Raw genomic sequence first — 22,897 nt, 5'->3', positions numbered from 1 at the left:
GTGGCAGTATCCATGCGGCTCGTCACCATCAGTGACCGGTGCCTGCGCGGATGCGGCCCGCCGCTGCGTTACCGTCACGCGCAGGACGCGTGGACGACCAGAAAGACGATCATGACGCTCACCCGCCGTGCCGGACCAGATCCGCTGCCCATGGCGCTCCTCGTGCTGACCGTGCTGAGCGGTTCGGTCGACGCGGTCAGCTACCTGGGACTGGGCCACGTCTTCACGGCCAACATGACCGGCAACGTCGTCATCCTCGGCTTCGCCGCCGTGGGCACCCCCGGGTTCTCGGCCACCGCGTCCCTGATCTCGCTCCTCGCCTTCCTCGCCGGGGCCGTCGTGGCCGGTCGCCTCGACGTCCACCTGCGCTCACGCCGGCTGCGGATCCTGACCACCCTGGCGGTGCAGGCCACCGTCCTGACCCTCGCGGCGGCGGCCGCGGCCGTGCTCGGCCCGCCCACCCTCTCCGGGCGCTATGCGGTGATCGCGCTGGTCGCCGTCGCCATGGGACTGCAGAACGGCACCGTGCGGCTTCTGGCCGTGCCGGACATGACCACCACCGTCCTCACCCGCACCCTCACCGGCCTCGCGTCCGAGTCGAGCCTGGCCGGGGGCACCAACGCCGGAGCCGTCCGCCGGATCGCCTCCGTGCTGTGCCTGCTGACCGGGGCCGGCCTCGGCGCCCTGGCGCTGAGAGGCGCCGGCGTCGCGGGGGTGCTCCTGGGGCTCGCCCTCGCCGTCACGCTGACCGCCGCCGGCTACGCGGCCCACCCGGGATCCCGGCGGCCGTAGGTCACAGGTCGGGGTCGACGTCGGTCTCGGCCAGGCGCAGGGAGACGTCCTCGTACCAGGACAGGATGAAGCTCTTGACCCGGAAGATCTCCTCCTCGCCGAGCCCGTACTGGGCGAACAGCGCGTCGTCGAGGGTGAGGCCGCTCTCCAGTTTGAAGGCGAGGTTCTCCAGGGAGAAGCCCTCCTCGAACAGCGCGCCGAGCCGCTCCAGATCGGGGAACCCGTATCTGTCGGCGACGGAGACCACGTCGATGAAGTCTCGCGGCAGGGCCCGGCCGCAGAGGGCGCCGACCTTCATGCCCACGACGTCGTCGATGCCGGCGACCGGGCAGATCTCCATGTCGACCGCCGGGCGCTGGAGCGGCTCCTTCATCAGGTCGACCGCGGCGGTCTGCTCGGTGACCGGATCGCTGACCGTCAGCCTGGCCAGGCGCGGGCTGTCGCGCTGGTGCTCGACCCGCAGCCCGTCGCGTTCGAGCGCCTTCGCCAGGTCCTCGGTGATCTCCTCGAGCGGCGTGAAGGCGACGGTCGCGAAGTCCAGGTCCTGGCTCGGCCGCTCGACCAGCCCGTGCGCGCGCATGGCGTACCCGCCGGCGAGCACCAGGCCGTGGGCGTCGCAGACGCCGAGGGCGGCGGACAGGATGCGCTGGTGGAACGGGGGCATCTCCATCAGGAGACCGCCCTGGCGCGGATGGCCTCACGGGCGAGGAGGAGCTCGGCGCGCACCTCGGCCTCGCGGGCGCTCGCCGTGGCGGCCAGAGCGGGGAACCGGGTCTCCCACTCGACGCGGGCGGCCGAGTGGATCAGGCGCCGCAGCCTCGGCCAGATCTCGGCGAGAAGGCGCGCGTCGAGGTAGCTCTCGACATCGTCGAGCATGCCCTCGGCGATCACGATCTGGTACATGCCGAGCCGGATCGCCGGGTCGCCGACGTCGAACGCGCGCATCCCCGACCAGCACAGACGCAGGGGCAACGGCACCTCCCCGGTCGAGGGGCCGCGCAGGTCGGACAGGGACCGGGGCACGCGTGCGGCGATGTCGGCGTAGCGGCTCGGCAACGGCGTGGACATGTGCCCATTATGGGCCACACCACGCAGTACGGCCCGCGTGGAACACGACCGCTGAGGTGGCGCGCGGCCGTCCGGCAGGGCGATCGGTGATGCGGCGCGGCACGGTCAGTCCGCCGCGAGGAGGGCGCGGGCCGCCGCGGCGACGCCGGTCATGCCCAGACGGTCGGCCAGGCGAAGTGACCTGTGCAGCAGGCGGGTCGCCTCACCGGAGGCGTCGGAGGGGTCGAGCAGCCGCAGCGCCTTGGCACGGTCGAGCTGGATGCGGGCCATGTGCGGCGGCGCGGCCGACACCATGCGCTTGGCCTCGTCGAGACAGCGCAGCGCCTCGGCCGCGTCCCCGGCGGCCATGGCCAGCAGCCCGCGGAACCGCGCGGTCGGCCCCACCAGCACGGTCGGCCATCCGGCGAGCGCGATCTCCTCGGGGTAGGCGTCCAGGCGGTGGCGCAGGAGCGGCACGTGGCCGTCGAGTTCGGCGCCCTCGACGCCCGCCTCGGCGATCATGGCGCACGCCTCGGCCAGGACCGCGAGCGTCGGCACGGCCCAGCCATGCGGTGGCAGCGCGGCCAGGCCGGCGGTCTCGCGCACGATGGCCGCGAGCCGGTCGGCGGCCTCGTCGTACCGCCCGGTCTCGCAGAGCGCGAGCACGTGCGCGGCCCGCCAGATCGGGAAGTAGCCGTGCTGCTCGATCTGCCGGGCGAGCCCGGTGCCGAACAGCACCTCCATCGTCCCCCGCTCGTGCTGGAGCCAGAAGTACTGCCCCATCCAGGTCTGGGTCAGGGTCTCGGCGGGCATGGACTGGCCCGCCGTCAGCTCGTCGACCATGCGCCGGGACTCGCCCATGAGCCGCTCCTCGGCCCGCCGGAAGTCGCCGTTCCACAGGTCCATCACCGTGTCCAGGGTGCTCTGCAGCCAGGGGCCGAGCGCGCGGGGGCTGCGCGCGACGTGCCTGCGGTGGTTGTCCACGGTGCCCAGCGCCTCGCTGAGCAGGCCCAGCCTGAGCTGGTCGATGGCGAGCGCCACCAGGCCCTCGCTCTGGAAGTACGCCGACCCGGCCTGGATCCCCGCCTCGTGGAGCTGGACGGAGATGCCGTGGAGCTCACCTGGGTGCGCGTGGTCGTACAGCGCCCAGCGGCACTCGTTGAGCACCTCGCACCGCACCAGGGCGCTGCCGTCGGCCGGGAGCTCCCTCAGCGTGGCGCGGGCCAGCTCGACCCCGGCGGGCGGCACGTCGGGCAGGGGACCGGCGCTCTGGCTGACCGCCATCGTCTGCTTCTTGGCGAGGTGGGCCTGGAGCTGCAGGCGCAGCACCACGGCCTCCTCGTCCACGCCGTCCAGCGCCTTGAGCGCGCTGCGGAGGGTGTGGATGAGCTGCTGGTCGATCTGCCCGGGGGCCGACCATCTACGGGCCAGCCGGATCGCCGCGGTGGCCGCGAGCCTCGGCAGCCCTTCCGCCGTCTGGTAGGCGGACAGGTAGCGGCGTCCGGCCTCGTCCATGTCGCCGGCGTCGCTGAGCGCGTCTCCAAGCGTGATCAGCAGCCCGGCGCGGGTGGCGGCGTCGCACCGCAGGGCCAGGCCGGCCTGTGCCCACCTCACCGCGCTCTCGACGCCGAACCCGCGCTGCTCGGCGCGCGCCGCGTCCAGGCACGCGGCCGCCGCCAGCTCCTGCGGGACGTCGGCCCCGGCGGCCCGGGCGTGCTGGGCGATGCGCACCGGAAGGGCGGGATCGACCCAGCCGGTGGTGGTCAGGTGCCTGGCCAGGGCCTCGAAGGCCCTGCGGTGTAGATCCCTGGCCAGGGCGGGGTCGCGGTTCAGGTCGTCCAGCACGCTCTCGCGCGCGCGGTCGTGCGGGAAGCGCACCCGGTCGTGCCCCGTGATGGCGTTGCCCGCCGCGGCCAGGGCCTGGTCGCGATCGGCCTCCTCGGGCGCAAGCGCGAGCATGCGCGCCACCAGCGCGGTGTCGATCTCCAGGCCGACGGCGGTGATCGCGGCGGCCGCGAGCCAGCGGAACGCCGGGCCGGTCCCGGCGGCGGCCGGGTCGGGGCCCGGGCGGCGCTCGCCGGATTCGGTCAGATTGCACAGCTCCAGGGGCAGGCCGTCGGTGACGCGCGTGGCCTCCTTGCTCTCGTCGGCCGTCGGTGCCCGCCCCCACACCTGGCCGAGCCACTGACCCACCTCGTCCACGGTGAGCGGCAAGACGGTGAGCGTGTCCATGGCCTCCTCCCAGTGCGCGGCCCGCGACCGGCCGGCGAGCAGGAAACCCACGGGGACGGGGCCGAGCCCCCTTCTGACGTGCTGGAGCAGCTCCTTGGCGTACGAGCTCAGCAGGTGGGCATTGTCGAACGCGACCAGCAGGCCGGTGCCGGCGGCCCGGCGCAGCAGGGTGGTCAGCAGGAACGTCAGCTCCCGCGGATCGCGCTCGTGGCCCGGACCGGCGGGGGAGTCGAGCACGCCGGCCGACATGAGCTTCTCGAGCGTGTCCCGCTCCTGGGCGCTGAGCGGCTCGGGCGGGCCGGCCAGATCGCGCCGCAGGTGCCCCCACACCGCGCCGGACAGGTCGCGCCACGGTTGCAGGCCGTCGAGGTCCTGGCACATGACCGTCACCACGCGCACCCGCACGCGGGCGGCCAGACGCGTGGTCTCCCTCAGCAGCCGGCTCTTGCCGACGCCGCCCACGCCGCACAGGGCGAGCGCCCCCGCGTCGCCGCCGGCCAGCCGGTCGAGCAGGCGCGCGAGCTGCGAGACCTCCTGCCGGCGGCCCACCAGGACCGCGGGGCTGCCGCGGTCGGCGGGGTCCACCTCAGTGCCGAGCGGCGTCCGGACGTCGAAGCCGTGCTCGTGCAGGGCCAGCAGGTCGCAGGCGCGGCGCAGCGCCTCGTCGTGGGGGGCGTGCGGGCGGCGCCGCTCGAGCATCTGCCTGGCCGCCGCGCCCCCGTCCTCCCGCAGGGTGGTGAGGAAGCGGAGCAGCCACACCGCCGTGGTGTGCTCATGCCCCTCTCCCACGGGACCATCGGTCAGGAAGCGCGCGTCCTCGTAGCGTCCGAGTTGCAGCGCGGTCCGGGCGACGAGCCGCACCAGCTCCGTGCGCCACTCCTCCAGCTTGGCGCGGTAGGTCTCGCAGACCCGCGGCAGGCTCCATCCGGCGGCCAGCGAGGCGAAGGGCGCGCCCCGCCACTCGTCCGCCGCGGCCCGCAGGCTCGCCAGGGCCGAGGTGGGATCGCCCCTGTCGAACAGCTCGCGCCCGCGGCGCAGGTGGGCCTCGAAACGGGCGGCGTCCAATGTCGCCGCGAGATAGCCCGGCTCCTTCTCCACCAGCTCGTAGGCGTGGGACCACTTGGCGGGAGGGATGTCGAGCAGGCTGCCCGCCAGTGCCTGCCGCAGCCGCGACAGCGGGGGCGCCACATCGGGAACCGGTGATTCTGGGCCCTGCCCGAGCGCGGCGGCCAGCCTGTTCTGCGGAATCGGATTCCTGGCGGAGACGAGCATGGCCAGGGCCTTCGCCGTCTGCGGGAGGAGCTTCCTCGACGCTCCGTCGACCAGGATCGAGACGTCACCGAGCAGCCTGATGTCGAATCTCGCCACGTTCACCGCCGGGATCGGTTTGCGATTCTCAATCGTCGGGCCTCCCCGCAAGGTCATCGCAAGGATCAGTGGCCACGATGGGGCCGGTGGCAAAAACAGCCGTAAACATTGTTAACGCTATGACGCGAGGTGAGCCCGTGGCAAGGATCGGCCAGATTTCGGTCGACGCACTCGACGCGCATCAGCTCGAAGAGGTCAGACAAGGCGTGCGCCGTGAACGTGACGCCGAGGCTAACAAGGCTTTAAGCGTAGCGATAATGGGTCAAACAGGTGTTGGTAAGTCGTCATTGCTCAATGTCCTGTTCGGAACCCAGCTGCCTGTCGGCGACCTGAAGCCGGTCACCGGCAAACCGCACGCCATCTCCGTTCCCGGCAATACTGGCCATCTTTTGACATTTTGGGATATGCCTGGAATTGGGGAATCGGAAGCGGCGGACGCGTCATATTTGGCGATGTACGTCGCACGGCTGGCGGAGGCCGACGTCGTCATCTGGGCCGTTCACGCCGACAGCCGGGCGACCACCGCCGAGACCCGCTGCCTGAACCGGCTCCTGGAGGACGCCGGCCCCGACCTGCGGCGTCAGGTCGTCGCGAAGCTCACCTTCGTCATGACCAAGGCCGACATGCTGGCGCCGCCACCGTGGATCTTCGACATGCGCGGCAGGCGCGGCTCGTTCCTGCCGAGCGCCCCGCTCGCCGCCCGGCTGGACCAGAAGGCCGCCCACTTCGAGAAGGCGCTCATCGAGCCCTGGGGTGAGGTGCTGCGCGCGAGCACCTACAACACCGGGGAGTTCGCCGTGTCGGACGAGAGGCTGAGCTTCGACCGGCACGCCGTTCACTACGACGGGCATTTCTCCGAGGAGGTGCGCGGGGCGTACGTGGCCGCGTACCCCGAGCACGCCGGGGTCTTCTCCCGGCTGCGCGACAACCACCGGGTCCTGCCCTGCTCGGCGCTTTTCCGCTTCAACCTCGCGCCGCTGATGGTGAACGTGGTGAACAAGCTGGGGCCCACGGCCGTCTTCCGGTTCCAGCGCGTGCTCGACGACGCCGACGAGCTCGCGGAGGTGCCCGTGGCCGTGGTGCGAGAGTACGGCAACTTCGTGGTCTGGGACGGCGTGCGCGGCGTCAGGCTGTCCGACCTGTCGCGTTCCCCGCTGTGACCCCTCACGTGCGTCCCGCCGGAACCGCCCTCCCGCCGGACACAAGGAACCACCATGATCGACGATGACGAACTCCTCCACGCGGTGGAGGCGCGGCGCCGCGAGGACGCCGAATACCTCACGCGGCTCGACGACGCCGTCCAGTACCGCGACGAGGCCGCCATCGAGCACCTCGTCAAGCAGGCCGTCACGCGCGAGCTCGGCGTCGTCGCCGACGTGGGCTTCGACGTCGTCAGGAGCATCTGGAACTGGCTCGTGGGACGGTGACCCCCGGCGCCTCGCCCCCCTGTGAGGGCCGTTGGCGCGCCCCCGACGTGCGACGATGCCCCCGGCTCTGTATCGGCTTCCCTTTCGTGACGGCTATGTGACCGGTATGTGATCGAATACGCGCCTGCACGGTCGCTGCTGGACGCACGCGCACCCCCGAATTATGGAAAGAATGTGTATGTAGATGGACTAGTCCGTCCCATACCGGGGGGAGGCACGGAGCCTTGGGCATGCGTGGGGCCGCCGGCCCGCCGATGAGCCTCGAGGGGATCGACCACGCCCTGCGCCGGCGCACGGAGGAACGCGACCGCGTCTCCGGTGACCTGCTCGACCTCGACGGCCACCCGAGCCACGAGCTGCTGAAGGGCATGACGCCCACCGGGGAGACCGGGCGCCGCTGGGAGCAGGCGCAGGTCCGGTTGGTGACCTTGTGGTGGCTCTTCGACGCCTACCGCCGGGTGCTCGACCACGCGCAGGAGGTCAGGGCCGCCGGCCGGCCCGACCTCGCCCTGCTCACCGCGCTGCTCAGCGGCCCCTCGGTCGAGCTCAAGCCCGACGCGGTTCCCGTCGAGAAGCGCTCCCTGCTCCGGGCCGTCGGCGAGTGGCTCACCCTCGACGTCGTCCTCGCCCGCATGGACGAGGCGTACCGCGAGGTCGCGGAGACGATGGCGGCCGTGGACGCCGCCTGGACCGAGCTGCTCCCCATGCTCGACGAGACCGACGCCGGCCGTCGCGCCGCGAGGGACCTGGCACGTGACCTCGGCACGCCCGACCCCGCGCTCGACCGCCTGGACGCCGAGGCCACCCGGCTGCGTAAGGCCGTCACCGCGGACCCGCTGGGCTCGGTCTCGCTCCGCGGCGAGCTTGCGGCGACGGCCGCCGCCGTCGCCGCACGCCGCGGCGCGCTGGAGCAGGCCGCGAAGGTACGCGAGGAGTACGCCGAGCGCGCCCGCCTCCTGGCCGAGCGCATCGAGGCGGTGGCCGTCGCCGAGGACGAGGCGCGCCGGATCCGCGACCTGGTCATCGTCAAGATCGCCTCACCGGACCTGCCCCCGCTTCCCGACCAGGCGCCGGCGCTGCGCGACCGGCTCGGCGCGCTCGACACCGTCGGCGGACGCTGGCTGGAGCTGGTCGAGCGCCTGACCGGCCTCGAACGCGGCGTCGAGGAGGCGCTGGCGCAGGCCCGCAGGTCCGCCGAGTCGATCGGCGGCCTCATCGGCCGCCGTGACGAGCTTCGCGGGCGGCTGTCGGCCTACCAGGCCAAGGCGGTCCGCCTTGGCCGTGCGGAGGACATCACGCTCGCCGGGCTGTACGGCGCGGCGCGCGACATTCTCTGGACGGCCCCGTGCGATCTGCGGCGGGCGACCGTCGCCGTCGCGGAGTACCAGCGGGCCATCACTCGAATCGGAGCGGCCGGATGACCAAGTGCACGCAGCCCGGATGCGCCGGGACGGTGGTGGACGGTTACTGCGACACCTGCGGCATGGCGCCCGTTCCCGAGGCCGCGCGCGCGCCCTCGGGACAGGCGGGCGCGCCGCCGTCCGGCGGACCGGGAAACCCCTGGCCCCAGGGCGCGCCACCACCCCGCGGCCCCTGGCCGCAGGGCGGGCAGGCACCGGGCGGGCAGGGACAGGGCGGGCAGGGGTGGCCGCAGAGCGCGCCGCCGCTCGGCCCTCCCGGCGTCGGCGCCTCCGGCCGTACCGCGTGGCCGTCGATGCCCGCGGGATCCCCGCCACCTCCCGCGGGCGGCCCCGGGGTACCGCCGCAGGGAACGCCGGTCCCGGGCCGTCACGCGGCCTGGCCGTCCGCCTCCCCGCAGGCCGGTCCCGTGCCCTCGGCGCCGTCCGGTGCCGCGCCGCCCTCCGGGTCGCTGACCAGGCCTTCCATCGGGGGCCACGGCACGGCCGTCACCGGCTCCACCGGCACGCCCTCGACCAGCTTCAGCGCCGGCTCCCGCCGCACCAGCACCCGGTCCCGCAGGGGCATGCTCGGCATGGGGCTCGTCGAGGTGCCCCCGGTTCCCTACAGGGACCCCTCGGCGGTGGTCCTGGTCAACCCCGTGGTACCGGAGGACCGGCGCTTCTGCGGCAACCCCGACTGCGGCAAGCCGGTGGGCCGGCGAAGGGACGGTCAGCCGGGACGTCCCGAGGGGTTCTGCCCGCACTGCGGCCAGCGCTTCTCGTTCACGCCCAAGCTCCGCGAGGGTGACTTCGTGGCCGGGCAGTACGAGGTCAAGGGCTGCCTGGCCCACGGCGGCCTGGGCTGGATCTACCTGGCGGCCGACCGCAACCTCGACGGACGCTGGGTCGTCATGAAGGGCCTGCTCGACACCGGCGACCTGGAGGCGCTCGCCGCAGCGGAGGCCGAGCGGCGCTACCTCACGGCGATGGACCACCCGAACATCGTCAAGATCTTCAACTTCGTGAACCATCCCGACCCCGGCACCGGGACGATGGTCGGTTACATCGTCATGGAGTACGTCGGCGGCGAGCCCCTGCAGGACCTGCTGCGCAAGCGGCTCAGGGAGACCGACAACCGCCAGGCGCTCCCGCTGTCCCAGGTCATCGCCTACGGGCTGGAGATCCTGCGGGCCTTCGGCTACCTGCACGACCGGGGCATGCTCTACTGCGACCTCAAGCCCGCCAACGTCATCCAGGTGGAGGAGCAGCTCAAGCTCATCGACCTCGGAGCCGTGCGCCGCATCGACGACCCCGACAGCGCGATCTACGGCACCATCGGCTACCAGGCGCCGGAGATCGCCTCCCGCGGCCCCTCCGTCGCCTCCGACCTGTACACCGTGGGCCGCACCCTGGCCGTGCTGAGCTTCCCGTTCAGCCCCGCGAGCGGCGGCAACCCCACGCCGCTGCCCGACATGGGACCCCAGTACGAGTCCTACCAGCGGTTCCTGCAGCGGGCGACCGACGCCGACCCCGGCAGGCGCTTCCAGAACGCGGGCGAGATGTCCGACCAGCTCGTCGGCGTGCTCAGGGAGATCAGGGCCGCCGAGGAGGGCGTTCCGCACGCCGCGCAGTCGGGCGTGTTCGGCCCCGAACGCATGGCCGTGGGCACCGAGCTGGCGCCGGCCACCACGGGGCAGGTCTTCGGCGCGCTCGACCGTCTCGACGCCGTGTCCGCGCTGCCCGTCCCGCTGGTCGACCCGCTGGACCCGGCCGCGGGTTTCCTCGCGGGCCTCACCTCGGGCAACCCCGACGAGCTGATCGCCGTGCTGGAGTCCGCGCCGCCCACCCCCGAGACCTCGCTGGCGCTGATCAGGGTGCTGAGCGAGCTCGGCCGTCCGGTCTCCGAGGCGTTGTACGCGGCGGCCGCCAGCGATCTGCCGGGGGACTGGCGGCTCTGGTGGTACCGGGGGGTCGCCGAGCTCGCCTCGGGCGACGCCGGTATGGCGGTGCGGTTCTTCGACGGGCTCTACTCCTGGTTCCCCGGCGAGACGGCGCCCCGGCTCGCCCTCGCGTTCGCCCTCGAGGCCGCCGGGGCCGGGGCCGAGGCCGCCCGCCACTACGCGGCCATCTGGCAGACCGACCGGTCCTACGTGAGCGCGTGCTTCGGCCTCGCCCGGATCCGGCTCGCCCAGGGGGACAGGGCGGGGGCCACCCGCGTGCTCGACGAGGTGCCCCCGACCTCCATCCAGCGCACCGCCGCCCAGGTGGCGGCGGTGGCGGTGACCGTACGGGGCCAGGCGCCGGCCGAGCCCGAGCTGGTCGCGGCCGGCGAGCGGCTGCGCTCGCTGAAGCTCGACTCGCGCGATCGCGACGGGCTCGCCTCGGAGGTGCTGGAGAGCGCGCTCGCCCGGTTCGTCACCGGCCAGTCCGCGCCGGGAGGCGGCACGCTGCTCGGCACGCCGCTCGACGAGCAGGGAGTGCGCGGCGAGCTGGAGAGGGTCTACCGGGCGCTGGCCAGGTCGGCCGGCTCCACCGAGGACCGGCACGCCCTCATCGGCCGGGCCAACGCCGTGCGCCCGAGGACCTTGTGGTGAGCCGATCCTGCCCGGTGTGCGGCACGCACATCCTGACCGGCGAGGCGTTCTGCGAGGGATGCGGCCACGACCTGTCCTCGGCCGCCGCCGGTCCCTGCACGGCCTGCGGGTCGCCGAGCGTGGGAGCCGACGGGTACTGCGAGAACTGCGGCATGCTCCAGCCGTCGGGACGGGACCACGTCGAGGTCGAGGTGGAGACCTCCGCCGGGGTGAGCGACCGGGGGCTGCGGCACAGCCGCAACGAGGACGCCGTGGCCCTGCTCCCGGCCGGGCCGGGGACGATCGTCGCGGTGGTCTGCGACGGGGTGTCCACCTCGCCCCGCCCGGAGGAGGCGTCCCAGGCGGCCGCCGACATCGCCGCCGTCACCATCGCCAAGCGGCTCGCCGAGGGGGACGACGCCGAGACGGCGACCCGTGAGGCCGTACAGGTGGCCGCCGGCACCGTCGCCGCCTCGGCCCGCCCCGGCGAGGACTCGCCCGCCTGCACCTACGTGTCCGCGGTGGTCGCGGGGCGCCAGGTCACGGTGGGCTGGGTGGGCGACAGCAGGGCGTACTGGCTCGGCACCCACTGCTCGATGCTGACCGTCGACGACGCCACCCCCGGCACCCACATGCTGACCGCCTGGCTGGGGGCCGACGCGGGCGAGGTCGTGCCGCACGTCACGACGTTCACCAGTGACGGCCCAGGCGTGGTACTGCTGTGCAGCGACGGCCTGTGGAACTACTACCCGGAGCCGGAGGCGCTGGCCGCCACGGCGTTGCACCATCCCCCTCTCGCGGCGGCGCGCCGGCTCGTGCGCCTCGCGAACGAGGCGGGGGGCCACGACAACATCACCGTCGCTGTCATCCCGTTCGGACAGGGGGAGCGGGCCGAGACCACGGTGGCATTCCCGAAGGAGAGAAGTGACTGACTTCACCATTCGCGTGGACCAGAACAAGTACCTGCCCGCGGGGAGCCAGGAGGTCCACGGCATCATCACGGTCGAGGCGAGCGGCCCGGTCGAACGCGCCGCCGTGGCCGAGGCCGCCGAGGTGATCATCGTCGACACCTCGGGCTCCATGTCGTACGGCAAGATCGCCGACGCCCGCAAGGCCGCGCAGGCCGCCGTCGACACGCTGCGCGACGGGGTCTACTTCGCGGTCATCTCCGGCAACCACCAGGCCGAGGTCATCTTCCCCGGCACGGGACAGCTCGCCCCGGTGAACGCGCAGAACCGGCACGCCGCCAAGGAGGCCATCTCCCGGCTCAGGGCCGAGGGCGGCACCGCCATGGGCCGGTGGCTGCGCCGCGCCGCCGACCTGTTCAGCGCCCACCAGGTCACCCACCCCGGCGCGATCAGGCACGCCATCCTGCTGACCGACGGCAAGAACGAGCACGAGCCCGCTCCGGAGTTCGACGCGAACCTGACGTACTGCTCGGGCAAGTTCGTCTGCGACTGCCGCGGCGTGGGCACCGACTGGGTGGTCGCCGAGGTGCGCAGGATCGGCTCCACCCTGCTCGGCAGCGTGATGGACGTCCGCAGGCCCGAGGAGCTGGAGGCCGACTTCCGGGCGATGACCGAGGCGGCGATGGGCAAGACGGTCGCCGACGTCGCGCTGCGCGTGTGGACGCCCCGGGCCGCGACGCTCAACTTCGTCAAGCAGGTGTCCCCGTCGCTGGAGGACCTCACGGCCCGCCGCACGGAGGTCGACGCGCTGACCGGCGACTACCCGACCGGCTCGTGGGGCGGGGAGTCCAGGGAGTACCACGTCAGCGTGCGGGTGCCCTCGGGCAACGTCGGGCAGGAGATGCGGGCGGGCCTGGTCAAGCTGGTGCTGCCCGACACGGGCGAGGTGCTGGCCAGCGGCAACATCCTCGCGCAGTGGAGCGACGATCCGGTCCAGTCCACCCGCATCAACCCCAGGGTCGCGCACTACACCGGCCAGCAGGAGCTCGCCTCGCTCATCCAGGAGGGCCTGCAGGCACGCAACGACGGCGACCTTGAGACCGCGACCGCCCGGCTCGGCAAGGCGCGCGGCATCGCCGAGCGCGCCGGTAACGAGGAGACCGCCAAGCTGCTCGACAAGGTCGTCGACGTCGACCCCGCGACGGGAACCGCACGCCTCAAGCGCGTCGTTGACAAGGCGGACGAGATCGCGCTCGACACCCGCTCCGTCCGCACCGTCCGCATGCGCAAGGACCCGGAGGCCTGAGGATGGCCATCTGCCCAGTAGGGCACGACTCCTCCGACGAGGAGTACTGCGACACCTGCGGTGCGCTGATGCCGGGCACCCCGGCTCAGGGCGCGGCGGGGCCGTCCGCCGGCTCCGCCGCGGCCTCCGGGACTCCGGCCGGCGGCGAGCCGCCCGACGCGTGCCCTGACTGCGGGGCGCCGCCCACCGGCCGGTTCTGCGAGAACTGCGGATTCGACTTCGTGCTCGGCGGCGGGAGCCGCACGGCGCCGCCCGCCGCTCCGCAGCCCTCAACGCCCTCCGGACATTCAGCCCAGACCGCCTCGCCGTCCCAGTCGTGGCGGCCCGCCCAGCCGGTCCAGCCCTCCCAGCCCTCCCAGTCCTGGCAGCCGGCCCAGCCGGTCCAGCCCTCCCAGCCCTCCCAGCCCTCCCAGTCCTGGCAGCCGGCCCAGCCGGTCCAGCCCTCCCAGCCTTCCCAGTCCTGGCAGCCCGCCCAGCCTTCCCAGTCCTGGCAGCCGGCCCAGCCGGCCCCGTCCGCGCAGCCGGGGGGAGCGACGGCCGCCTCCGGGAGCACGGCACAGGGGCAGGCGCCGGCAGGCGGCTGGGTCGCGGTGATCGCGGCCGATCGCCCCTACTACGAGTCGATGATCGCGATGGGCGGTCCCGACGCGGCGCGGGTGGCGTTCCCGCCCTACTGCCCCGAGCGCCAGGTGCGGCTCTCCGGGTCCGAGATACGGATCGGGCGGCGCAGGCATTCGCGGCCCATGGTGCCCGAGATCGATCTGGCGGAACCGCCGGAGGATCCCGGCGTCTCCCACCTGCACGCCGTGCTGCTCGCCCAGCCGGGGGACACCTGGCGGCTCGTCGACCCGGGCTCGGCCAACGGCACACTCGTGAACGGCAAGACCGTGGAGGTCAACGTGCCCGTTCCCCTCGCCGACGGCGACCGCGTGCACGTCGGCGCGTGGACCGTCATCACGGTGCGGAAGGGCTGAGATGACACTTCCCGCCCCCGCCCCCGTGTCGCCGGCCCCCGCCACGGTTCCGGCGCCGGCCGAGAGCCCCTCGCCGCAGCGCCGGGTCAAAAGGACGCGCACCGTTCCCGGGCGGATCCGCATCCTCGTCGGCCTCGCCGTGGCCGCGGTCCTGCTGCTGTTCACGACGGTGAGCATCGCCATCGGTCACGCGAGGGACGGCCTGACCTCCATCGGGCACACGGCCGGCCCGCAGGTCGTGGCGACCGCCGATCTCTACTTCGCGCTGAGCGACATGGACGGGCAGATCGCCAACCTGCTGCTCACCGGCACCGACAGCGGGCTCGGGCCGGGCCGTCAGGCCATGCTCGACCGCTACGACGAAGCCCGCTCGCAGGCCGACCGCGCGGTGTTGCAGGCCGCCGACCTGGCCAGCGACGACGCCACCGAGCAGACGACCGTACGGGCGCTGCTCGACGGGCTCGGCCGGTACGAGCGGCTGGCGTCCCGCGCGCTGGTCCTCGACGAGCAGGCGGGCCACGCCGCGGGCGCGCCCCCGCAGGAGGTCCTGGACGTCTACCGCCAGGCCACCGACCTGATGCGGCTCGACCTGCTGCCCAAGGCGTACAACCTGACCCTCGACAGCGGCACCATCGTCCGGCACTCCTATCTCGCCGAGTTGTCCGCCGTCCAGGCGGGGCGCGTCTGGGTCGGGCTCACCGGGGCGCTCGCGATCCTGGTGCTCCTGGCGCTGCAGATCTTCCTGACCCGCGGGTTCCGCCGGATACTCAACGTGCCGCTGCTGGTGGCCACGATCGTGGTGGCGGGGCTCACCGTCGCCGGGGTGGTGGTCCTCCAGCACGAGGGGAACGTCCTCACCGAGGCCAAGGAGGACGGGTTCAACTCCGTCCTCGCGCTGTCGCGCGCCCGTGCCATCGGCAACACGCTGCACGGCGACGAGAGCAGATACCTGCTCGACCCGCAGCGGGCCGACACCTACGAGCAGGTGTACCTCGACAAGTCGCAGGCCGTGCTGTACCTCCCCGGCGGCAACCTCGACAAGTACTACGCCGCCGTGGACGCCGGGGTCGCGGCCTTCCCCGGCAAGGCGGACTTCCTCGGCTTCTACGGCTCGGAGGCCTCCCACATCACCCTGCCGGGGCAGCGCGACGCCATCACCAAGGTGCTCGGCCTCTACCGGTCGTTCCAGCAGAACGACCGGCAGATACGGCGCTTCGCCACGAGCGGGCGGCAGCGCGACGCCGTGCGGCAGGTCATGGGCCCCGCCTTCGGCGCCTACGACGAGGCCCTGGTGGACCTGACCGCCCTGCACCGCAAGGCGTTCGACTCCGCGGTCCGCGAGGGCGACGACGCGCTCGGCGGGTGGAACGTGGTGCCGCCGGCCGCCGCGCTCGCCGCCATCCTGCTGATCCTCATCGGTGTCCGGCCCCGGCTCGCCGAGTACCGCTGAAGGGAACGTCGTGATGGTCACGCTCACTCGGATGTGCCGCTCGGGGCGCGGCGGACGTATCCGCCGTGCCGCCGCCGTGGCGCTGGTCGCGGCGACGCTGCTCCCGCTCGCCGCGTCCTGCGCCGCAGGCACGTCGATCGTCGACAAGGATTCCCTGGTCATCGGGGTCAAGCCGGACCAGCCCGGCCTCGGGATGAAGGAGGCGAACGGCAAGTTCACCGGCTTCGACGTCGACGTCGCCTCCTACATCGCCCGCAAGCTCGACAAACCCGTCAGGTTCATCGCGGCGCCGTCGTCCCAGCGCGAGAAGATGCTCATGGGCGGCTCGGTCGACCTGGTCGTCGCGACCTACTCCATCACCGCCGAGCGCAAGACGAAGGTCTCCTTCGGCGGGCCGTACTACGTGGCCCACCAGGACACGCTGGTGCGCGCGGGGGAGAGCGGCGTGACCAATGTGCGTGACCTGCGCGATCGCAGGCTCTGTCAGGTGACCGGGTCGAACTCCTGGCGCCGGGTCAAGGAGGAGCGGAAGATCCCCGTCGCGCTGGTCCCGGCGGGGTCCTACAGCGAGTGCGTCTCCGGCCTGGCGGAGGGCAAGGTGGACGCCGTCTCGACCGACGACCTGATCCTGGCCGGGTTCGCCACGTCCGGCACCAAGATCGTCAATGCGCCGTTCAGCGACGAGAGGTACGGGGTGGGCATCCGCACCGGCGACATCGACGGCTGCGAGGCGGTCAACAAGGCCATCACCGAGATGTACCAGGACGGCACGGCCAAGCGGCTGCTGCAGAAGTGGTTCGCCAAGTCGGGTCTGGCCCTCAGCTTCACCGTCCCGCAGTTCGAGGGCTGCGGCTGAGCCGGCGGTCCACTCACCGGCGCGTGAGAAACGGCCCATGGTGTGAAATTTCGTGAACAAGGGTGATGTTGCGCTGAGGTCGGCGCAGGATATCCGGGACGGGCGGCTATATTACGGGTGAACAAGCCGCGCTCTTGTTCATGAACCCCGGATTTTCTCATGGATCGAGGCCGGCCGATGGGCGACATGGTCATCGTCAACTGCACGGTGGTCGACGGCAGGGCGGCCGATGGCGTGGGCCCGATCCGCGACGCGGCGGTGCTCGTACGGGGCGAGCGCATCGCCGCCGTGGGACCCAGTGAGGACGTCCTCGCACAGGCGGGCGACACCAGGCGTCTCGACCTCGGCGGTGCCCACCTCACGCCGGGCCTGGTCAACATGCACACCCACCTGTCCCTGTCGCTGCCCGGACCGGCAGGGGAGGGCGTCAAGGGCATGGGACCCCACGACCTCGCGCTGTACATGGCCGACGGCGCCCGCCGCACGCTCCGGTGCGGGGTCACCACGGTCAGGTGCGTGGCCGAGAAGGACCACGCGGACTTCGCGCTGCGCCGTGCCATCGAGTCCGGGCGCGCGGCAGGGCCGCGCATCTTCACGGCCGGTCGCGCCCTGGTCTGCACCGGCGGCCACGGGCACGACGGCACCGACACCCTCGAATGCGACGGACCCGACGAGTTCCGCCGGGGCGTGCGCGGCCAGATCAAGGCGGGCGCCGACCTCATCAAGGTCATGATCTCGGGCGGCATCGCCGGCGAGCACGAGCGCATCGACACCCCCCAGCTCTTCACCGACGAGATGGCGGCGGTGCTGGCCACGGCGCACGCGTGGGGCCGCAAGGTGACCGCGCACGCCGGACCGGCCGCGGTGATCGCCGAGGCGGTGAGGCTGGGCCTCGACTGCGTCGAGCACGGCTACGAGCTCACTCCCGAGGTCGCGGCGGCCATGGCCGAGCGGGGCACCGCCCTGGTGCCAACCCTGCTGGTCACGCGGTGCAAGGCGTTCTTCGACGAACTCGGCGTCCCCGAGTGGATGCAGCGCCGCTCGCTCGGCGCCGGTCCCCGTCACCTGGAGAGCTACGCCATGGCGCTGGCCGCCGGGGTCCCTGTGCTGCTCGGCAGCGACATGCCGCCTTTCTGGCTCTTCGAGGGGACCAACGCGACCGTGCGGGAGTTGGAGCACATGTCGCAGGCGGGGCTCGGCCCGGCCGGCGCCCTGCACGCGGGGACGCTCGGCCCGGCGCGCTGGCTCGGCGCCGAGGCCGACCTCGGCACCGTCGAGACCGGCAGGTACGCCGATCTGATCGCGATGGACGCCGACCCGCTGGCCGACACCTCGGCCTTCCGGTCCGTCCGGTGGGTGATGAAGGGCGGCGAGGTGGTCCGCGACGACCTCGCCGGACGGCCGGAGGCGTGACGGGCACGCACCCGGAGCACGGCCGCGATCGCGGACCGGAGCACCAGGAGGGGAGCACCACCGTGGAGGACCCGCAAGCCCGCACGACCGAGCGGACCGGAGGGCCGGGAGAATCTCCGGAAGAGGGCGACATGGAGCTGTACGACCTGCGGGTCGTGGTCGATCGCATCGAAGGGCGGTCGGTCTGCGGCATGGCGGTCGGCGACCGCTTCGAGCTGGAGCGGAGCGCGCACCTGCGGCTGCCCGACGGCAAGCACTTCTGCGTGTACGCGCTCGCCGCCGTGCTGCCCTTCCTTGCGGCCAAGCAACGTGACCTGTCCGCGGGCGACTGGCTCGCCAGGGACTGCCTGTTCGCCTGCCCCGACCCGGAGGAGCGGCTGGTGATGCGCGTGGAGCGCACCCGCCGCCGCCGGATGGACTCCGCCGAGCTGACCTGACGACCCCGCCGTCGTGAGCTTCGCGGGAGCATGTCGCGGAGTGCCCGTTGTGACGGCGACCCGACCCTGAAGGAGTTCACGTGGTGGACCCCGGCCGATCCGAACCGAGGAGTTCCCGTTGACCGTCGCCGAGATCGGGCTCGGCCTGCAGAGCGACAAGCGGCCGGGCGACTACGCGCGGCTCGCGCGCCGGGCCGAGCGCCACGGCTTCGACGTCCTGAGCGTGTTCGGTGACCTGATGTACCAGCCGCCGATCTTCCCGCTGCTGGAGATGGCGGCCGCCACCGAGCGCGTACGGCTCGGGGCGGCCTGCCTCAACCCCTACTCGCTGGCGCCGTACGAGATCGCCGGGCAGGTCGCGGCCCTGGATCTCGCCTCCAACGGCCGGGCCTACCTCGGCCTGGCCCGTGGCACCTGGCTCGGAGCGGTAGGCATCGCCCAGCCCCGGCCGCCGACCGCGCTCGCGGAGGCGGTGGAGGTGGTCTACCGGCTACTCGGCGGCGACACGGACGGGTTCGAGGGCGAGGTCTTCCGCCTCGAACCCGGTACGCGGCTGCGCTACGCCGTGCACCGGCCGCGTCCGCCGCTGCTCCTGGGCGCGTGGGGACCGAAGGGCGCGGCGCTGGCCGGCCGCGTCGCCGAGGAGATCAAGGTGGGCGGCAGCGCCAACCCCGCGATGGTGCCGCTGATCCGAGAGCGGGTACGCGCCGGTGCCCTGGAGGCGGGGCGCGACCCCGGCGACGTCGGCATCGTGCTGGGCGCGGTGACCGTCGTCGACACCGACGGCGTGGCCGCGCGCGCCAGGGCACGCACGGAGGTCGCCATGTACCTCGCCGTGGTGGCGGAGCTGGACCCCACCGCGCACGTCCCGTCCGACCTGCTCGCTAGGGTGAAAGGGCTGGTCGACGAGGGGGGACACCGGGCGGCCGGTGAGCTGATCCCCGACGACCTGCTCGACCTGTTCGCCTTCTCGGGTACCCCCGATCAGGTGGCCGCTCAGGCGCAGGCGCTGCTCGACGCCGGCGTGCGCCGGGTGGAGTTCGGCACCCCGCACGGGCTGGACGACGACCGCGGCGTGGACCTGCTCGGCAGCGCGGTCCTGCCCATGCTCGACCGGGCGGCGGCCGGCCGGAGGCCCGGGCCGTAGGGTGACGTGGCCGCCTTCAGGGCGTTGAGTACACGATCACGGGCAGGGTGAACGCCTTCTGCCGCCGAAGTTCGCAACAGGGGAGGAAGTCGAGATGCGGGTGCTCGTCGTGACCGGCCGGGATCTGGTGGCCGATGTGGGGCTGCTCCAGGAGGTGGCGGCCGCCGAGTTCGCCGCGCTCGGGGTCGAGGGCCGCTTCGTGGCCGCGGCGGACGTCACGACGTTCCAGGCCGAGCTCGGCGGCGCGGGCGACGGATGCGCCGTCGTCGCCCTGCCGGGGCCGTGTCCCGCCACCAGGCGGCTCGCCGGTGCCGAGTCCCCCTCCTCGTCCCGCGTGGTCTGGCTCGACCTGGCGCGAGAAGGCACGCTCACGGTGGCGGCGGGCGCCACGCACCTTCAGGGCCGTGGCTGCGTGGGACTGGTCTGGGCGATCCGCCATGCGGTGCACCGGTCGCGCCGCCCCGCCCGCCGGGTCTCCTACGGCGCGTACGCCGACCAGTGGGGAGAGCTGCGGCTGCCGCCCTCGGCGGGCGGCTCCCCCCTGCGGGCGGCGGTGCTGATCCACGGGGGGTACTGGCGGTCCATCTGGGGCGCCGACCTCATGGACGGGCTGGCGATCGACCTGGCCGACCGTGGCTACGCCTCATGGAACCTCGAGTACCGCCGGCCCGACCTGCACGGCTGGGACGCGACCACCGACGACGTGGCGGCCGGCATCGAGGCGCTGGAAACGCTGGAGGCCCCCCTCGACCTGGGCCGGGTCGTGGTGATCGGCCATTCGGCGGGTGCACAGCTCGCGCTCCGCGCGGCGGCGGACACGGGACGGGTGGCGCTCGCCGTCTCGCTGGCCGGGGTGCTCGACCTGGTGGAGGGCGACCGACGGCGCATCGGCTCGGACGCGGTCAAGGACGCGCTGGGAGGCACCGTGCGGCAGATGCCCGAGGTGTACGCCGCCTCCAGCCCGTTCGACCGGCTCCCGATGGGCGTGCCGCAGCTCGTCGTCCAGGGCACCGATGACGATCTGGACCTGGTGGACATGAGCCGCCGGTACGCCCGGGCGGCGGCGGACGAGGCCGTCTACCTGGAACGGCCGGGCGACCACTTCGCGGTCATCGACCCGGCCGCCCCCATCTGGAAGGCCACCGCACGCGAGCTGGAGTCCTGGGCGTCGCGGGTGACGTCCTGAGCGGGCGCCTTCCACCGCAGCGCGCCGGGGAGTGCCCCCGGCGCGCTCACTCCTCGATCGGGGCCAGGGCGCGCCAGGGGATGGGGCTGGAGAGCATCATCATGCTGGAGGGCTGGCCGTAGGGGGCGAGACGGTCGATGAGCTCCTCGAAGGCCCCCATGGAGGAGGCGGCCACGCGCAGCAGGCAGCAGGTGTCGCCCGTGACGCGGTGCACCTCCACGATCTCCGGCCAGGCCAGGGCCTGCTCGTCCCGCAGCACGCAGCGCACGCCGTAGCACGACATGCGGATCAGCGCGCTGACCTTGCGGCCGGCCCGGGCCAGATCCACGCGGGCGTGGTATCCGGAGATCACGCCGGTCTCCTCCAGCCGCCGCACCCGCTCGGCCACGGCCGGCGCCGACAGGTGCACCCGCCGGGACAGCTCGCTGTAGGACAGCCTGGCGTCCGCCTGCAGCTCGGCCAGCAGGGCCCAGTCCATCGCGTCCACGGTCACGCTCCGTCATTCGCAAACCGAAACCGTCATGCACCTTCCGTTCCGAAAGCGAAACGGCCGGATCGCCACTGCCTCATCATTTCACTAAAATTCTATCTAAGTGAACATGGAGGTGAACTAGGGAGATGAGATGACGAGCAGGCGGCGGGCCGGTGGTGCCCGGGTACGACCGGCGGGCGTGCGGCAGCGTGCCTCCCGGGTGGCGGCCGATCACGGCTCGCCCACGCTGGACTTCGCGTCCGGCACCCCATATGACGACTACGTGGCCGCGGAGGTCCTGCACGGGCTCCAGCGCACGTTCACCGACATACCCGAGGAACGGGCGTTCCTCGTGACGACCCAGATCATGGAGCTCTATTTCGGGCTGATCCGCTCGGAGTGGTGGCTGGCGCAGCGGATGCTCGACGCCGACGAGGTGGTCGAGGCGACCGCGGTGCTCGCACGGAGCGTGCGGTACTTCGAGGGGCTCAACGCGGCCTGGGGCGCGCTCGGCTGGCTGACGCCGGCCCAGTTCAACTCCTTCCGCGACGCGCTCGGTGAGGCGTCGGGTTTCCAGTCGGCCATGTACCGGCACCTTGAGTTCCTGCTGGGGAACAAGTCCGAGCCGCTCACCCGGCCCCATCGGCGCAACCCGGCGGTCTACCAGGAGCTGACGCGGGCCCTCGGGCGGCCCAGCCTGTACGACAGCGTGCTCGCGATGCTGGCCCGGCGGGGCTTCGAGATCCCCGCCGTGCGCGATCCCGCGGCGGAGTACGTCCCGAGCCCGCTGGTCGAGCAGGCCTGGATCACGATCTACGCCGAGCGCGGGCCCGGCGACGAGCTGTGGACTCTCGCCGAGACGCTCACCGACCTGTCCGAGCGCTTCTCCGACTGGCGCTACCGGCATCTGATGGCGGTGCGCCGGTCGATGGGGGCCAAGCCCGGCTCCGGCGGATCCAGCGGGCTGAGCTGGCTCGAGCGCAGCCTGCGCCGGGACGTCTTTCCCGAGCTGTGGTCGGCCCGCACGGCGATGTGACCGATGTTCATCGGTGTTCTGCCCCACGTTACAAAGCGGCGTTCGGGCGCCGGTGGGGTCAGAACAGCCGGGGGGTCACCACCGACACGACCGTCGTGACGCGGTCGGTGTCGTTGTACATGGTGTGGGGCACCGTGGAACGCAGGTGGACGCTGTCGCCGGGATAGAGCCGGTGCTCGACGCCGTCGACCTCATAGAGAAGCTCGCCCTCGAGCACGAAGGCGAACTCCTCGCCCGCGTGCCCGTAGGCGTCCTCGCGCCGCCCGCCGGGGGCGATGTGCACGAGCAGGGGCTCCAGCAGGAGGTTCGGCCCCCGGGCGGACAGCATGCGGTAGGTCTGCTGGCCCGAGACGTACTCGGTGGCCGCCGTGGAGGCCCGGGTGAGCGTGAAGTGGGACGGCAGCCGGGCGATCGTCGCGCGACCGTCGCCGGCCTCCTGGTCGTCGTCGAAGAAGTCGGCCACGCTGCGGTCGAGCGCCGCCGCCACGCCGTTCAGCGCGGTCAGGCCGATGGAGGAGATGCCCCGCTCCACCTGCGAGAGGAACCCGATCGAGAGCCCGGACCGGGTGGAGAGGCCGCGCAGGGTCAGGCCTCGCTCCTTGCGGAACCGGCGCATGCGGGCGCCGACGGCGTCCTGGCGGTCGCGCTCGTCGTGGTCGTCGCGGCCCTGGCGTTCGGAGGTGCCCACCGGAAGACCTCCTTGTTCAAGCCGCGCTCTGGTTTCGACCAAACATATTTGACAACAGGCGCCGCCCACGTGCCAACCTGCGTTCTCCTCCGCGGGCGCTCCGCGGTCCTGACCCCGGCATCGCGGGATCATGACCACCGGTTGGGATACGCCTGACGCGAGGTGGGGTAGGGAAGGGCGGGTGA

General features: G+C 72.8%; 20 protein-coding genes. 15 read left to right on the top strand and 5 right to left on the bottom strand.

Features of this window, described 5'->3' with window-relative positions; genetic code table 11:
* The first annotated feature begins 12 nt into the window (after nt 1-12).
* Nucleotides 13-792, top strand: coding sequence for a YoaK family protein (locus tag ABD810_RS40395; RefSeq protein WP_344953661.1), 780 nt, complete (start codon nt 13-15; stop codon nt 790-792).
* A gap of 1 nt (nt 793) precedes the next feature.
* On the opposite strand, the gene ABD810_RS40390 is transcribed toward ABD810_RS40395, so the two are convergent.
* The 3 genes from ABD810_RS40390 to ABD810_RS40380 form a co-directional block, all read right to left on the bottom strand.
* Entirely contained in the window at nt 794-1,462 is a 669-nt protein-coding gene (locus tag ABD810_RS40390; RefSeq protein WP_344953657.1) for a nucleotidyl transferase AbiEii/AbiGii toxin family protein, read from the bottom strand.
* Complete coding sequence (locus ABD810_RS40385) at nt 1,462-1,860, bottom strand: hypothetical protein (RefSeq protein WP_344953654.1); 399 nt, start codon at nt 1,858-1,860, stop codon at nt 1,462-1,464. Before ABD810_RS40385 ends, ABD810_RS40390 begins: the two co-directional genes overlap by 1 nt.
* Nucleotides 1,861-1,965: 105 nt before the next feature.
* Nucleotides 1,966-5,445, bottom strand: coding sequence for an AAA family ATPase (locus ABD810_RS40380; protein ID WP_344953651.1), 3,480 nt, complete (start codon nt 5,443-5,445; stop codon nt 1,966-1,968).
* A 71-nt stretch (nt 5,446-5,516) separates the two neighbouring features.
* Here ABD810_RS40380 and ABD810_RS40375 point away from each other — a divergent pair, with 71 nt between their 5' ends.
* From ABD810_RS40375 to ABD810_RS40315, 13 genes are all read left to right on the top strand, one after another.
* Nucleotides 5,517-6,599, top strand: a complete 1,083-nt coding sequence (locus ABD810_RS40375; protein ID WP_344953814.1) for a GTPase family protein — start codon at nt 5,517-5,519, stop codon at nt 6,597-6,599.
* 54 nt (nt 6,600-6,653) lie between these two features.
* A complete protein-coding gene (locus ABD810_RS40370; RefSeq protein WP_344953648.1) occupies nt 6,654-6,866 on the top strand; it encodes a hypothetical protein in 213 nt (70 codons plus the stop codon).
* A 230-nt stretch (nt 6,867-7,096) separates the two neighbouring features.
* The gene (locus ABD810_RS40365; RefSeq protein ID WP_344953645.1) at nt 7,097-8,287 is read left to right on the top strand and encodes a coiled-coil domain-containing protein; all 1,191 of its coding nucleotides are present in this window, start codon (nt 7,097-7,099) and stop codon (nt 8,285-8,287) included.
* A complete protein-coding gene (locus ABD810_RS40360; RefSeq protein WP_344953642.1) occupies nt 8,284-10,860 on the top strand; it encodes a serine/threonine-protein kinase in 2,577 nt (858 codons plus the stop codon). Before ABD810_RS40365 ends, ABD810_RS40360 begins: the two co-directional genes overlap by 4 nt.
* Complete coding sequence (locus ABD810_RS40355; RefSeq protein WP_344953639.1) at nt 10,857-11,771, top strand: protein phosphatase 2C domain-containing protein; 915 nt, start codon at nt 10,857-10,859, stop codon at nt 11,769-11,771. Before ABD810_RS40360 ends, ABD810_RS40355 begins: the two co-directional genes overlap by 4 nt.
* Nucleotides 11,764-13,053 carry a vWA domain-containing protein gene (locus ABD810_RS40350; RefSeq protein WP_344953637.1) on the top strand — a complete coding sequence of 430 codons (1,290 nt, stop codon included), beginning with the start codon at nt 11,764-11,766 and terminating at the stop codon, nt 13,051-13,053. Before ABD810_RS40355 ends, ABD810_RS40350 begins: the two co-directional genes overlap by 8 nt.
* A 2-nt stretch (nt 13,054-13,055) precedes the next feature.
* Entirely contained in the window at nt 13,056-14,027 is a 972-nt protein-coding gene (locus ABD810_RS40345) for an FHA domain-containing protein (protein WP_344953633.1), read from the top strand.
* 1 nt (nt 14,028) lies between these two features.
* Nucleotides 14,029-15,477, top strand: a complete 1,449-nt coding sequence (locus ABD810_RS40340) for a CHASE3 domain-containing protein (RefSeq protein ID WP_344953630.1) — start codon at nt 14,029-14,031, stop codon at nt 15,475-15,477.
* Between the two features lie 13 nt (nt 15,478-15,490).
* Nucleotides 15,491-16,333, top strand: a complete 843-nt coding sequence (locus ABD810_RS40335) for a glutamate ABC transporter substrate-binding protein (RefSeq protein ID WP_344953627.1) — start codon at nt 15,491-15,493, stop codon at nt 16,331-16,333.
* Between the two features lie 177 nt (nt 16,334-16,510).
* A complete protein-coding gene (locus tag ABD810_RS40330) occupies nt 16,511-17,746 on the top strand; it encodes an amidohydrolase family protein (protein WP_344953624.1) in 1,236 nt (411 codons plus the stop codon).
* A gap of 62 nt (nt 17,747-17,808) precedes the next feature.
* Nucleotides 17,809-18,183: a TIGR04076 family protein gene (locus ABD810_RS40325; RefSeq protein ID WP_344953621.1), complete on the top strand. Its 375-nt coding sequence runs from the start codon at nt 17,809-17,811 to the stop codon at nt 18,181-18,183.
* Between the two features lie 118 nt (nt 18,184-18,301).
* Nucleotides 18,302-19,330, top strand: coding sequence for an LLM class flavin-dependent oxidoreductase (locus ABD810_RS40320; RefSeq protein WP_344953618.1), 1,029 nt, complete (start codon nt 18,302-18,304; stop codon nt 19,328-19,330).
* A gap of 94 nt (nt 19,331-19,424) precedes the next feature.
* The gene (locus ABD810_RS40315) at nt 19,425-20,516 is read left to right on the top strand and encodes an alpha/beta hydrolase family protein (RefSeq protein ID WP_344953615.1); all 1,092 of its coding nucleotides are present in this window, start codon (nt 19,425-19,427) and stop codon (nt 20,514-20,516) included.
* Nucleotides 20,517-20,562: 46 nt separating this feature from the next.
* On the opposite strand, the gene ABD810_RS40310 is transcribed toward ABD810_RS40315, so the two are convergent.
* Complete coding sequence (locus ABD810_RS40310) at nt 20,563-20,994, bottom strand: Lrp/AsnC family transcriptional regulator (protein ID WP_344953811.1); 432 nt, start codon at nt 20,992-20,994, stop codon at nt 20,563-20,565.
* Between the two features lie 145 nt (nt 20,995-21,139).
* Between ABD810_RS40310 and ABD810_RS40305 the strand changes: the two genes are divergently transcribed.
* Nucleotides 21,140-22,024: a tryptophan 2,3-dioxygenase gene (locus tag ABD810_RS40305; RefSeq protein WP_344953612.1), complete on the top strand. Its 885-nt coding sequence runs from the start codon at nt 21,140-21,142 to the stop codon at nt 22,022-22,024.
* Nucleotides 22,025-22,082: 58 nt separating this feature from the next.
* Here ABD810_RS40305 and ABD810_RS40300 read toward each other — a convergent pair whose 3' ends face one another.
* Nucleotides 22,083-22,712 (bottom strand): helix-turn-helix domain-containing protein, encoded by a 630-nt coding sequence (locus ABD810_RS40300; protein WP_344953609.1) that lies wholly within the window; start codon nt 22,710-22,712, stop codon nt 22,083-22,085.
* Nucleotides 22,713-22,897: the final 185 nt, after the last annotated feature.

The sequence above is a fragment of the Sphaerisporangium flaviroseum genome, assembly GCF_039537005.1.
In the GTDB taxonomy this organism is placed as follows: domain Bacteria; phylum Actinomycetota; class Actinomycetes; order Streptosporangiales; family Streptosporangiaceae; genus Sphaerisporangium; species Sphaerisporangium flaviroseum.
The sequence above is the reverse complement of the archived record's forward strand: the minus strand, read 5'-3'. Positions and strand labels throughout refer to the sequence as shown.

Excerpts from the sequence above, each read along its gene's own strand:
- ABD810_RS40345 (WP_344953633.1), top strand. The coding sequence starts at position 13,056 with ATGGCCATCTGCCCAGTAGGGCACGACTCCTCCGACGAGGAGTACTGC.
- ABD810_RS40395 (WP_344953661.1), top strand. The coding sequence starts at position 13 with ATGCGGCTCGTCACCATCAGTGACCGGTGCCTGCGCGGATGCGGCCCG.
- ABD810_RS40330 (WP_344953624.1), top strand. The coding sequence starts at position 16,511 with ATGGGCGACATGGTCATCGTCAACTGCACGGTGGTCGACGGCAGGGCG.
- ABD810_RS40310 (WP_344953811.1), bottom strand. The coding sequence starts at position 20,994 with ATGGACTGGGCCCTGCTGGCCGAGCTGCAGGCGGACGCCAGGCTGTCC.
- ABD810_RS40390 (WP_344953657.1), bottom strand. The coding sequence starts at position 1,462 with ATGGAGATGCCCCCGTTCCACCAGCGCATCCTGTCCGCCGCCCTCGGC.
- ABD810_RS40305 (WP_344953612.1), top strand. The coding sequence starts at position 21,140 with ATGACGAGCAGGCGGCGGGCCGGTGGTGCCCGGGTACGACCGGCGGGC.
- ABD810_RS40315 (WP_344953615.1), top strand. The coding sequence starts at position 19,425 with ATGCGGGTGCTCGTCGTGACCGGCCGGGATCTGGTGGCCGATGTGGGG.
- ABD810_RS40340 (WP_344953630.1), top strand. The coding sequence starts at position 14,029 with ATGACACTTCCCGCCCCCGCCCCCGTGTCGCCGGCCCCCGCCACGGTT.
- ABD810_RS40370 (WP_344953648.1), top strand. The coding sequence starts at position 6,654 with ATGATCGACGATGACGAACTCCTCCACGCGGTGGAGGCGCGGCGCCGC.
- ABD810_RS40335 (WP_344953627.1), top strand. The coding sequence starts at position 15,491 with ATGGTCACGCTCACTCGGATGTGCCGCTCGGGGCGCGGCGGACGTATC.
- ABD810_RS40360 (WP_344953642.1), top strand. The coding sequence starts at position 8,284 with ATGACCAAGTGCACGCAGCCCGGATGCGCCGGGACGGTGGTGGACGGT.
- ABD810_RS40365 (WP_344953645.1), top strand. The coding sequence starts at position 7,097 with ATGCGTGGGGCCGCCGGCCCGCCGATGAGCCTCGAGGGGATCGACCAC.
- ABD810_RS40375 (WP_344953814.1), top strand. The coding sequence starts at position 5,517 with ATGGGGCCGGTGGCAAAAACAGCCGTAAACATTGTTAACGCTATGACG.
- ABD810_RS40385 (WP_344953654.1), bottom strand. The coding sequence starts at position 1,860 with ATGTCCACGCCGTTGCCGAGCCGCTACGCCGACATCGCCGCACGCGTG.